The sequence below is a fragment of the Gemella sanguinis ATCC 700632 genome, from assembly GCF_000701685.1.
Taxonomy (GTDB): domain Bacteria; phylum Bacillota; class Bacilli; order Staphylococcales; family Gemellaceae; genus Gemella; species Gemella sanguinis.
The window spans coordinates 209,355-221,308 of the sequence record NZ_JNJO01000001.1; the positions used below are offsets into that span (position 1 = coordinate 209,355).

Genomic DNA, 11,954 nt, shown 5'->3' on the forward strand with positions numbered 1-11,954 from the left:
TTTGAAGAAGAGCAATACATTTTTCAGATTATTACGCTATATGTCTAAGTATAAAGGATTAACTTTTATAGCTTTATCTTTTATCTTACTTACTACATTAGTAGCGACAGCAATTCCTCTTTTAGCACAGTACTATATAGATAATTACATAACAAAAAATATAGCAACAGCAGGACTATATATATTAGCCGGTTACTATGGATTATTTATATTAAGGGTAGTCTTTACTTTTATAGGTGAATATTATTTTTCTAAAGTAGCACATAGTATAGTAAGAGATCTACGAGAAGAAAGTTTTTCTAACTTACAAAAATTAGGTATGTCATACTTTGACAAGACACCAGTAGGTTCAATAGTATCTAGATTAACTAATGATACTCAAGCAGTAGCAGATATGTTTGGAACAATATTTTCAAGTTTCTTAAATTCGGTATTAATGTTTGTAGTAACACTAACAGCAATGGTATCTTTAAGTTGGCAATTAACTATACTAATGATTTTATTTATACCGATAATGTTAGGTTCTGTATATTTATATCAAAGACTTTCTAGTAGATTAGTAGAGATAACAAGAGCTAAGTTGAGTGATTTAAATACAAAGTTATCTGAGTCTATAGAGGGTATGAGAATAGTACAAGCCTTTAATCAAGAGAAGAGATTATTAGATGAGTTTGAAGGTGTTAATAAAGAGCACCTACGTTATATGAGCAAGTCTTTAGCAGTAGATAGTTTATTACTTAGACCAGCAATGGCATTATTTAAAATATTAGCGTATGGAGTTATACTAACTTACTTTGGTCTTAGTTGGCAAACTGCAGGCTTTACAGCTGGATTAATATATGCATTTATCCAATATACTAACCAACTGTTTAATCCATTAATAGAACTTATGCAAAACTTTAGTGTACTTCAAACATCAATGATTTCTGCCGGAAGGGTATTTGAATTAATAGATAATACTGAATATGAACCGAAACAAAGTAATAGTGATTATAAAATTGAAGAAGGTAATATTGAGTTTAAAAATGTAAGTTTCTCATATGATGGTAAGCAAGATGTACTTAAAAACATCTCGTTCAATGTAAATAAAGGAGAGACAATAGCATTTGTTGGATCTACCGGTTCAGGTAAGTCTTCGATTATTAATCTTTTCTTAAGATTTTATGAATTTGAGCGTGGTAAGATATTTATAGATGGTGTAGATATAAAAGATTATAGTACTAAAGAATTAAGAGATAAGATTGGATTAGTACTTCAAGATCCATTTTTATATCATGGGACAGTAGAGTCTAATATTAGGATGTATAAAGATAACTTGACTGAAAATGATATAGAAGAAGCGGCAAGATTTGTTGATGCGGATAATTTTATCCAAGAACTTCCAGAAAAGTATAAAAGTAAGGTAACTGAACGTGGTTCTACTTTCTCCAGTGGTCAAAGACAGCTTATTACATTTGCGAGAACTATAGCGGCTGAACCTAAGATACTAATTTTAGATGAAGCTACAGCAAATATTGACTCGGAGACAGAAGAGACTATCCAATGCTCATTAGAGAAGATGCGTAAAGGTCGAACAACAATTGCAATAGCACACCGATTATCAACAATACAAGATGCAAATTGTATTTATGTTCTTGATAAAGGTGAGATAATAGAATCAGGAACACATGAACAGCTATTAGAACGTAAAGGCACATATTATAAAATGTATCAATTACAAGCTGGAATGATGCAATAAATAAAATATTAATCAGTAATATCACATAGGTATTACTGATTTTTTTTATATAAAAGATATAATTTTGTGATATAATAAATTTATAGTTGAATAAAGGAGAAATGGTAAATGATAAAAGTAGAAGTATGTGCAAGTAGTGTAAAAGATTGCTTAATTGCTCAAAGTGAGGGTGCAAGTAGAATTGAGTTAGTTAGTGCAAGTTATTTGGGAGGTTTGACACCTACAACTACATTATTAGATATGGTACTAGAAAGTGGAGTAGTAGTACCAATTATGGTAATGGTACGTCCTCGAGGGGGAGGATTTTGCTATAGTGAGATAGAAAAGAATCAAATGTTTAGAGAAGCACGTGAGCTTTTAAAACATGGGGCTAACGGAATAGTCTTTGGATTTTTAACGGAAGATGGAAAAATAGACTGGCAAGCCACAGAGAAGATGATTGAATTATGTGATAAATTTGGAGCAGAGAGTGTATTTCATAGAGCATTTGATTGTTCTAAGGAGCCAGATTATAATATACAACGATTAATAGGATTAGGTTGTACAAGAATACTAACAAGTGGATTGGGTGAAAATGCTATTCGTGGTAGTAAGTTATTAAAAATATTCCAAGAAAAATATGGAAAACATATAGAAATTCTTGCTGGAGCTGGTATTGATTCTAAAAATGTAGTAAGGTTATTAGATAAAACAAGTGTGAATCAAATTCACGGAACATTTAAAGAATACGAAAATGATCCAACAACACGTGGGGAAGAAGTATCATTTGCATATACTGAACAAGGTGACTATGAACAAGTAGATCCACTTGAATTAAATAAAGTGGTAGCTATAGTTAGAAATTATGAATTAGAAAAAATAGAGAATAATCTAGAGGAAAATAATGAAACTATCTAAAATACACCATATAGCAATAATAGGAACTGACTACAATAAAACTACTGATTTTTATATTAATAAATTGAAATTTGAAAAGATTAGTGAGTATAATAGACCTGAAAAAAATGATATTTTGTTAAATGTTAAAAAAGGGGATATAGTTCTTGAAATTTTTATAAAAGAAGATGCCCCAATTAGACCACCTATGCCTTCTCCAGAATATACTGGACTTCGACATCTTGCTTTTAAAGTAGATAGTGTAGAAGATGTTCTTGAGGAGTTTGATAAATTAGGTGTTGTACATGAAGGTCTAAGATATGATGATTTTGATGGTAAAAAAATGGCTTTTTTCTTTGATCCTGATGGATTACCACTAGAAATACATGAATAAAAAAAGACTAGAAACTTAATTTTAGGTTTCTAGTCTAAATTTTTACATATCTACTTTTGTACCAAGATTTAATTCTTGTGCTTTTGAAATAATTTCATATCCACATGCTATATCTAATACAGCAGTTCCAACAGACTTAAATATAGTTATTTCATTATTATTTTCTCTTCCAATAGCTGGGTTTAGAACTAAGTCTCCAAGTTCACCTTTAAAATCACTTTTAGTTATTAATCCTTTGTCAAGAGGAAGTAATATATCTCCAGCCTCACTAAGGACTCCATCATTAGTATCGAAATAAATTTTATTATTTTTGTTAATTAATTCTGTAGGTAGTTCTATCATATCAGGTGTGAAAGAACCAATACCATTAATATGAGTTCCATCTTTTATATATTTAGCATCAAATGTAGGTGTTGTAGAAGTTGTGACTGTTGTGATAATATCAGAATCTTTAACAGCTTCATTAGTGTGTTCATATGCTAAAATGTTAGTTGAAAATTCACTTAATTCATTTTTTAGCTTTTCTACAAATTTTCTAGTTTTTTCAGGGTTTCGACCAACAATACGAAGTTCTTCAATATCTCTAACAGTTAAAAGTGCACGTGCTTGTTCAAATGCTTGACCACCTGTACCTATAAGAGTAGCTACTTTGCTATCTTTTCTAGCTAATAAATCAGTTGCAGCTCCTTGTAAAGCTGCGGTACGAAGTGCAGTAAGGTAAGTACCATCTAATAAACCATTTACTATCCCTGTTTTAGAATCTATCATAAGAACTGTTGAAGGAACTGAAGGTAAATTATACTGTGCATTATTTGGATACACCGAAACTATTTTGATACCAACTTTTTCTTCGTTTGAACTAATACTTCCCGGCATAAATAGTGCTTGGCCGTTGTATTTTTCAACTGGTAAGTTAATTCTAAGTGGTATATTAGTTTTATTTTCTGAATAGTCTTTTAAAGACTCTTTACAAACTTCTATAGCTTCCTTCATAGGAAGGGATTTTTGAATTTCTTCTTTATTTAGTATAATCATAATGTTTTACCCCATATTAATAATATAACTTTATTATAACAAATTGTTTGAGAATAATAAATATTTTATAAAACAATATATAAGGTAGGGGGATAATAAAAAATCCCTAAGCAATTTTACCGCTTAGAGATTATTAGTAACTTTTAAGTCTTCAGGTTGTACTACTTTTGTTAAATTAATATTAGATGTAGTAGTTATAAGTTCTATATCCGCCGTATAAGAACTAGATCCTTTATTAGAAATTGTACAGTTAATATACAATTCTACTGGTTCAAAGCTGTCTTTTTTAATAGTTTGTTTAATAGTAATACTTTCTAAATTAGCTTTGTTTATGGTCTTAGCATTACCAGTGGCAATAAATGATTTAATTAAGAAATCTTTATATTTTTCACCATTTCCGGAATAAGATAAAATAAAATTATCTCCTTGCTGTTCAACTTTAAAATCATTTGCGTTAGCTTTTAAAAACTTAACTCTTTCGTTTTCAATACTAATTTTGTTGTTTGAATAAACGCGATTTACGTTTTCACTATTTGCTTTTAATTTGATCCATTTCGAGGTATTATTTTGTTTGTAATAAAATGTTTCTGAATCATTCATATAGGCAGATGCTGTATTGCCATTGTTAGTTATATTAGTAATTGTTGATATTGGCTTGGTTTCAACAAAACCATTTACGTTATACTTTAAATTTGTTTCTTTACTATTACTTTTAATTAACATTGTAATATCCGAGTTGTAACTTAAACTTTTTATACCTTTTAAAGTTTCTGAATATTTATCAATTACTTCTTGTGATGTCGGCGTTTTTGTCGAACAACTTGTTAAAACTATATTTAAAATAACTGTAGAAATTATAAGAACTAATTTTTTTATAGTACTTTTCATATAAATGCCCCTTTTTAAGATTTTTAGAAATAAATAATAATTAACATTATATAAATATAATAATGAAATTTAGAAAAATTGTCAATCAATTCTAGAATAGATTGTTAGACGAAAAGATTAATGATATCTATAAAAAAAATCTAAGCGAATTACCGCTTAGAGATTATTTGTAACTTTTAAGTCATCAGGTTGTGCTACTTTTCCTAAATTAATATTAGATGTTGTAGTTTTTATGTCGATATAAGATTTAACTGATGAATCATATTTATAAGTAAGTTCAGAGGTAATATTTAATTCAACAGGCTCAAAACTAGATTTTTTTATTGTTTGTTTTATAGTAATATTCTTTAAATCATATCTCTTAAATTCACTCATTTCTCCAAATCCAATAAAAGATGAAATTAAAAATTCTTTGTATTTCGCATCACTTCCTGAGTAGGTAAGAACGTAGTTATCACCTTGTTCTTCAACCATAAAATCATTAGCATTACTTTTTAGAAAATCAATATTTTCTTTATCTCGACTAATTTTGTTTGCTGAATCAAAACGTTCTAATGTTTCACTAGATGATTTATATTTTCTCCAACTTAAAGAATTTTGTTTTACATATAATGAATTTGAATTTTTCATATATAGAGATAGTGCTGTATTATCTATTTTAATATTTACATTCATTGCTAGTGGGTTATCTACAATAGTCCCATTAATATTAAATTTGTAAGTATTCTCTTTGTTTCTTAATATATCTTTAACAGTGACATCGGAATTGTAAGTTTCACTTTTAATATTTTTTAAAGCTTCTGTGTATTTATCAATAGCTTCTTGAGAACTAGGAGTTTTTGTCGAACAACCTGCTAAAGATACAGATAAGAAAACTATAGTAATAATAAAAACTAATTTTTTTATAGTATTTTTCATTTAATCACTCCTTTAAATATTTTTTTATTAATAAATAATAATTACTATATAAATATGATAATTTATTTATGATAAAAAGTCAATTGATGTTTAATTAGCTAAAAATAATAAAAAATAAAGAAATAAAAAAAATCTCTAAGCGATTATATCGCTTAGAGATAGTATATTATTTAACTCCTTCTGGAGCTGTAACTTTAGCTGTGTTGATTTCAGAGAAAGTTTGTTTAGTAACTACTTTTGTAGTATTTTGAGAATCTTTTTTATTTTCTAGTTCAGTAGATACTTCAGAAGCAACTGGTTCGTAATTTGATTTTTTAACTGTTAATTTAACAGTAGCATTTTTGAAATTAAAATTATCATAGTTGCTAGCTGTACCAGATGAAGAACCAAGTTCTTTAAGTAATTCTTTGAATTTTTCATCATTACCTGTATAAGTTAAAACGTAGTTATCTCCTTCTTCTTCGACTTTGAAGCTGTCCGCATTATTTTTGTAGAAGTTTAGGGCTTTTTCATTACCAGCAACATCTTTTATTGAATCAAGTTGTTTTTTTGTAGCTTCATCAACTGGCATTTTTTTCCATCCTGAGCTGCCTTGACTTATGTAAATATTGCTAGAGTCTTTTAAATACATAGACATTTTTTGGCTTTGTTTACCATTTGATATATCATAGTCAACTAACATTGTAAGTGGTTCTCCTGAAAAAGTACCATTCATTTTCATAGTTAATTGTCCTTTTGAGTCTGACATTTGAACATCTGCGATAAATTTAGCACTTTTAATATTTTTTGCAACTTCCGTATATTTTTCGAATACTTCTTTAGAAGTTGGTGTTTTTGGTGCACTACTTCCACCACCAGATCCACCTGAACCACAAGCAGCTAGCACAACTGTTAATACTACAGTAGTAAGCATTAAAAGAACTTTTTTTATAGATTTAGTCATAAAAAACCTCCATATTTAATTATTTTATGTGATAACATAATATTATATACATATTAATAATAATATATATTACAGTAATTGTCAATAAACGGTTTCAATAGAATTACTGTATATAGCATAGAACAAGTTTATTTTATTAAAGATATTAAATATTTTGTTTAATTTTTGTTAAACAAATTTCTAAATCATTATAGATATAAGTTATATTAAAACAAAAAATTAACTTCAAGTATATTTCTACTTGAAGTTAATTTATTTATTAATGTTCAATATCTGATGGAGGAGTAATTTTTGATTTATTTATCTCTGAGAATGTTACTTTCATTTCGGTTACTATTGTATTTGAGGTATCTGTTTTACCTTGATTTTCAATTGTAGTATGTATTTCAACTGGTTCATAATTTGATTTTTTTATTATTAGTTTAATAGTAATATTTTTATATGAAAAATTATCTAATTTATCAGAAGTGGTGCTTTGTTTTTTAAAGAATTCAATTACTTTTTCATCATTACCTGAATATGTTAGAGTATAATTGTCGCCTTGTTCTTCAACTTTAAATTTATCTGAGATATCACGATATAGTTGTAAATTTTTATCGGTAAAACCTAAATTTTTTAATGACTTTATACTTTCCTTATTTTCATCAGAAATATTTTCTTTGATCCATTTTGATGAATCGCCTTCTTTTATATATAATGTGTTATCATCTTTAAGGTAAATAGAGGTATTTTCAGAAAGATCATCAATTTGTTGATTAATATAAACAAGCATAGAAGTGGGCTCAGATATTAATGTACCGTCCATATTGATTTTTATATTGATTTTTTTATCATTTGAAGTTACTGCTATATTATTTATACTATTAAATTTTAAATTTTTAATATTTTTTGTTGCTTCAGAATATTTTTCAAGTATTTCTTTTGAAGAAGTAGAGTTATGTGAAATTCCACAAGCTGAAATCCCTATTGCAAAAGAAAATGTAAAAAATAATAAAAGAATTTTTTTAAAACTATTTTTCATAATATACCTCCGTTTATTATAAAATTTTGGGATAAAAAAGTTGTTTATATATAATAATAGTAGTATATATAAAGGTAAAAGTCAATATTGTTATTAAATAAAAATATTTAGTTTTAAATAGTATATTGTACATGGAAATAGTTATATTAATATGATAGAATTAAAGTGAAAATTATATTATAAAGGTGATGTTATGATAAAACATTTATTTTCAGATCTTGATGGAACATTATTAAATAATAATGGAGAACTAAGTGACTATACGAAAAAAATAATTGGAGAATGCAATATACCGTTAACTTTAGTTTCTGCGAGATCTCCGCAAAAAATGGAAAGTATTTTAAATGATTTAGGAGTAGGTGGGATTCACATTGCTTTTAATGGAGCTATGGTATTTAAAAAAGAAAATAATAAATTTATAATATTGAATAAGGAAATATTAGATAGAGAATTTTCTAGAAAATTAGTTTTAGATATTAGAAGTAAATTTCCTAAAATAGGTATAAGTCTATATGATACAGATAATTGGAATGTAGACTTAGTAAATAAGGTTATAGAACGTGAGAAGAAAGTAGTTAAGGTAAACTATAGTTTAGTGGACTTTAATCAATATTTTAATGAGATTTTAAAAGAAATTTATAAAGTTTCTTTTATAGAAGATGATATTGAAGTATTTAGAAAACTGGTTAATTATGTAGAAGTTAATTATAGTGACGAAAAAATTACAATTCAAAAATCATTAAGTGGTTATTTGGAAATAACACATACCAATGCAAAAAAATCGCTAGGAATTGAATATGTTATGAACCTAAAGAATATAGATAGAGATAGTACGGTTGCTTTTGGAGATGGAGAAAATGATATTTCAATGTTAAAAAGTGCAGGGTATTCAATTGTTATGGGGAATGCAACAGATAAAGTAAAAGAACATGCAGATTTTATTACAAAATCTAATAATGAAGATGGCGTTGCTTATGTAATTGAGAAAATAATTAATAATCAAGATTTAAAATAAGAATTTCAAGAATAAATATTTAAAACAAAAGCTATAACAAAAACTCCAAGTAGTTATATACTTGGAGTTTTAGAATTTTATTGTATACCTTCAGGCTGTTCTACTTTCGTATTATTAATATCAGAGAATGTACGTTTTGCCTCAACTCTAGTAATTTTTTCAGCGCTTGAAGTATTAAATGATTCGGAAGTAAACGATATTTCAATAGGTTCATAACTATTTTTTCTAAGAATTATTTTTAAATTAACATTTATCAAATTAATTTCTTTTATATTAAAAATATATAAATTTCTATCAAATCCATTTAATGCCTTAATTATATTATTATCATTTCCTGAATAAGATAAAATATAGTTATTTCCTTGCTCTTCAATCTTCAAGTTGTCAGAGATACCCTTTAAAAATTCTAATAACAAAGGGTTGGCAATCAGAGATTTTATACGATCAGCTTTACTATCAAGATTTTTATCACCATTTCTTAATCTCCACGGTTTATCATCATCTTTTTGGTATAAAATATCCGATTTATTTTCATATTGTATTCTTTTCATGGTGTAATTACTAAATTCTGAAGTTCGATTAGAAAGTATTGCAAATGGTTCTGTAGAGAATGAACCTTCTTCTCTAGTGTTTTCTTTTACGTGATCATGAAACATTATTTCACCTGTTGCTGTATTCTTTCTAGTAGATTTTATAGTAAATTCTGTTAGATATTTAAAACTCTCAACATCATTGATAACTTCACTAAATTTCTCTAATGCGTCCTGTGGTGAGGGTAGCTTAGATTGCGATTCTGACTGAGATTCATATTGTACATCCTCTGGAATTTCAACTTTTGCAGTATTAATTTCTGAGAATGTTTGTTTTGCTTCTATTTTTCTATCTGTGCCCTCTTGGTTATGTTTAGAAATACTAGCTTTGAATGATATTTCAATTGGCTCGAAGGTAGATTTATTAATAGTTAATCTAAAATTAAGATATTTTCCGTCGGATTTTTTTAAGTCAGTTAGAGCAGGAGGTAAGTCACTGTCAAATTCAGACAATAATGATATAAATTTATCGTCTGTTCCTATAAAAGTAAGAATATAGTTATCACCTTGTTCTTCTAGTATTAAATCATCGACAACATTTTTAAGAGCATCTAAAAACTTATCATTAGCAATATATTTTTTATTACTGTCAATTGCCTCGCTAATGCTCTGACTAGATTCTTTACTTTTCCAAGATTGATTATCTATTTTGTAATATAGAATATTTTTTTCATTTACATAATTTGATAAATTTTGAGATTTTTTAGTATCAGTCAAAAAAATGTTAGACTGTAATGAAAATGGTTCTATAGATAGAGTACCATCTTGTATTTTTTTCATTACTAAATCCTTAGCTCCTATTTTTTCTACTACTTTAGGATCTGTATTATTAAAATTTGTAGAATATTCTGTTTTATATTTAAAACTTTTTACATTCTTTACCGTTTCAGAATATTTTTCTATCACATATTGAGAGGTTATAGGACTAGTTTGAGACGATGATTGAGATTCTGTTTGAGACTGATGTTGAACCTTTTTATAGCAAATAAATATAGCTGATGCAGCTATAAAAATAGTTATGGAAATCATTAACAGATTTTTTTTAAATAATTTATTCATAATACCCCCCAAAAATAATATTTATATAATTATTATAATTTATATATAGTATTAATTCAAGCAAATAAAAGTTAATATGGCAAGGTTGTAAGCTATTTCAGCTTAGTTGTAAATGTGTTATAATATAAAAAACAAAAACTCCAAGTAGACACATACTTGGAGTTTATAGTATTAATTGATACCTTCTGGTTTTGTAACTTTTGCAGTGTTAATTTCTGAAAATGTACGTTTACCTGTGAATTTAGTAGTTAGTGAACTTTCATTCTTTCCAGTTTCACAATCAAATTGTATTTCGGTTGGCTCGAAACTAGATTTTTTAATAGTTAATTTAAAATTTAAACTTAATATATTAGTATCAGCAAGCTTATTTACAACTGATCCTGCACCTCTATCAAATTGTTGAAGTACTTCCATAAATTTTGCATCAGTACCTGAATAACTTAGAACATAGTTTTCACCTTGTTCTTCTAGTTTTAAATCACCAGCAACATTTTTTAATGCATCTAAAAACTTATCGTTATAAATTTCTTTTTTTACTACGTCAGCTTTTTCGCTTTGAGTTTTTTTAGAATTAGTTTTTTTCCATGGTTCATTACCTGCTCTTGTATATAGTTCATTTGATTCGTTTATATAATTAGATATTTTAAGACTCGTACCTGTAAGTGTCATAGTTTGGTTAGTCAGTATTGAGAAAGGTTCCGAAGACAACACACCATCTTTACTAATTCCAGAATCTAAGTTAATAGGACCTAATGGTGATGATTCTGGATTTTTTGAAGCAGTTTTTGAAGTGAAATCTGATGTATATTTAAAACTATTTACATTCTTTACAGCTTCAGAATATTTTTCAATAACATCTTGAGATGTTAAAGGTTTGGGTTGAGACTCTTGTTGAGACTCAGTTTGCGATTTTGTACCACATGCAGCAAGTACTACTGATAGTATAACTGTGGATATTATTAACAGAATTTTTCTAAGTGATTTGTACATAATAAAACCTCCATATTAATATTTATATAAATATTATAATATATAAAAAGAATGAATACAACATCTTAAGTATTATATTATAGGAAAGAAAACTTTTTCAAGATAATTTTATAATAGTACATATTATTCTAGTTAAGAGTACATAAAAAGTGATAATTTTTATAAATAGTAATTATTAAATTTTTTAAAATATAGAGTAGGGAAAATAAAAAAACTCCAAGTAATAATTTACTTGGAGTTCACAGGCTGTTGACAAATAGGTCAACAGCCTTTTTTTAACTGAAATAAAACCTTTAAAATGGTATAATATAAGTATACAAAGGAGGTTTTAGTATGTTTAATAAAGTAGAAAATATAAAAGATGAAATAATACTAATGACACTATCAGAAATAGTACCTAAAGACCATTTTTTAAGAAAAGTAGATAAAGCTATCGATTTTAAATTTATTTATGATTTAACAGAAAAATACTATAGCCATACGACAG

11 protein-coding genes and 1 pseudogene are annotated in these 11,954 nt (G+C 27.0%); 5 read left to right on the forward strand and 7 right to left on the reverse strand.

Annotated elements, in window-relative coordinates:
- Position 1: 1 nt before the first annotated feature.
- The 3 genes from T369_RS0101055 (at position 2) to gloA2 (ending at position 3,008) form a co-directional block, all read left to right on the forward strand.
- Positions 2-1,738 carry an ABC transporter ATP-binding protein gene (locus T369_RS0101055; RefSeq protein ID WP_031550564.1) on the forward strand — a complete coding sequence of 579 codons (1,737 nt, stop codon included), beginning with the start codon at positions 2-4 and terminating at the stop codon, positions 1,736-1,738.
- Positions 1,739-1,846: 108 nt separating this feature from the next.
- A complete protein-coding gene (locus T369_RS0101060; RefSeq protein ID WP_031550565.1) occupies positions 1,847-2,635 on the forward strand; it encodes a copper homeostasis protein CutC in 789 nt (262 codons plus the stop codon).
- Positions 2,622-3,008: an SMU1112c/YaeR family gloxylase I-like metalloprotein gene (gene gloA2, locus T369_RS0101065; RefSeq protein ID WP_031550566.1), complete on the forward strand. Its 387-nt coding sequence runs from the start codon at positions 2,622-2,624 to the stop codon at positions 3,006-3,008. The genes T369_RS0101060 and gloA2 overlap by 14 nt, the downstream gene beginning before the upstream one ends.
- A gap of 42 nt (positions 3,009-3,050) precedes the next feature.
- On the opposite strand, the gene T369_RS0101070 is transcribed toward gloA2, so the two are convergent.
- The 5 genes from T369_RS0101070 to T369_RS0101090 all read right to left on the reverse strand — a co-directional run bounded on the left by T369_RS0101070 (position 3,051) and on the right by T369_RS0101090 (position 7,813).
- Positions 3,051-4,043, reverse strand: coding sequence for an ornithine cyclodeaminase (locus T369_RS0101070; protein WP_031550567.1), 993 nt, complete (start codon positions 4,041-4,043; stop codon positions 3,051-3,053).
- 123 nt (positions 4,044-4,166) lie between these two features.
- Positions 4,167-4,931: a DUF6612 family protein gene (locus T369_RS0101075; RefSeq protein WP_031550568.1), complete on the reverse strand. Its 765-nt coding sequence runs from the start codon at positions 4,929-4,931 to the stop codon at positions 4,167-4,169.
- 156 nt (positions 4,932-5,087) lie between these two features.
- Complete coding sequence (locus T369_RS0101080; RefSeq protein ID WP_031550571.1) at positions 5,088-5,849, reverse strand: DUF6612 family protein; 762 nt, start codon at positions 5,847-5,849, stop codon at positions 5,088-5,090.
- Positions 5,850-6,015: 166 nt separating this feature from the next.
- Positions 6,016-6,792 carry a DUF6612 family protein gene (locus tag T369_RS0101085; protein WP_006364241.1) on the reverse strand — a complete coding sequence of 259 codons (777 nt, stop codon included), beginning with the start codon at positions 6,790-6,792 and terminating at the stop codon, positions 6,016-6,018.
- Between the two features lie 259 nt (positions 6,793-7,051).
- Positions 7,052-7,813, reverse strand: a complete 762-nt coding sequence (locus T369_RS0101090) for a DUF6612 family protein (RefSeq protein ID WP_031550573.1) — start codon at positions 7,811-7,813, stop codon at positions 7,052-7,054.
- Positions 7,814-8,006: 193 nt separating this feature from the next.
- Between T369_RS0101090 and T369_RS0101095 the strand changes: the two genes are divergently transcribed.
- Positions 8,007-8,828, forward strand: a complete 822-nt coding sequence (locus T369_RS0101095) for an HAD family hydrolase (protein WP_031550575.1) — start codon at positions 8,007-8,009, stop codon at positions 8,826-8,828.
- Between the two features lie 77 nt (positions 8,829-8,905).
- On the opposite strand, the gene T369_RS0101100 is transcribed toward T369_RS0101095, so the two are convergent.
- On the reverse strand, positions 8,906-10,477 hold the full coding sequence (locus T369_RS0101100; RefSeq protein ID WP_031550578.1) for a DUF6612 family protein: 1,572 nt from the start codon (positions 10,475-10,477) through the stop codon (positions 8,906-8,908).
- Between the two features lie 171 nt (positions 10,478-10,648).
- The gene (locus tag T369_RS0101105; RefSeq protein WP_031550581.1) at positions 10,649-11,467 is read right to left on the reverse strand and encodes a DUF6612 family protein; all 819 of its coding nucleotides are present in this window, start codon (positions 11,465-11,467) and stop codon (positions 10,649-10,651) included.
- 333 nt (positions 11,468-11,800) lie between these two features.
- Here T369_RS0101105 and T369_RS09580 point away from each other — a divergent pair.
- Positions 11,801-11,954: pseudogene (locus T369_RS09580) on the forward strand (IS5/IS1182 family transposase); the annotation flags it as partial.

Coding starts and splice junctions, on each gene's coding strand:
- T369_RS0101085 (WP_006364241.1), bottom strand. CDS start 6,792: ATGACTAAATCTATAAAAAAAGTTCTTTTAATGCTTACTACTGTAGTA.
- T369_RS0101105 (WP_031550581.1), bottom strand. CDS start 11,467: ATGTACAAATCACTTAGAAAAATTCTGTTAATAATATCCACAGTTATA.
- T369_RS0101075 (WP_031550568.1), bottom strand. CDS start 4,931: ATGAAAAGTACTATAAAAAAATTAGTTCTTATAATTTCTACAGTTATT.
- T369_RS0101095 (WP_031550575.1), top strand. CDS start 8,007: ATGATAAAACATTTATTTTCAGATCTTGATGGAACATTATTAAATAAT.
- T369_RS0101080 (WP_031550571.1), bottom strand. CDS start 5,849: ATGAAAAATACTATAAAAAAATTAGTTTTTATTATTACTATAGTTTTC.
- T369_RS0101100 (WP_031550578.1), bottom strand. CDS start 10,477: ATGAATAAATTATTTAAAAAAAATCTGTTAATGATTTCCATAACTATT.
- gloA2 (WP_031550566.1), top strand. CDS start 2,622: ATGAAACTATCTAAAATACACCATATAGCAATAATAGGAACTGACTAC.
- T369_RS0101090 (WP_031550573.1), bottom strand. CDS start 7,813: ATGAAAAATAGTTTTAAAAAAATTCTTTTATTATTTTTTACATTTTCT.
- T369_RS0101070 (WP_031550567.1), bottom strand. CDS start 4,043: ATGATTATACTAAATAAAGAAGAAATTCAAAAATCCCTTCCTATGAAG.
- T369_RS0101060 (WP_031550565.1), top strand. CDS start 1,847: ATGATAAAAGTAGAAGTATGTGCAAGTAGTGTAAAAGATTGCTTAATT.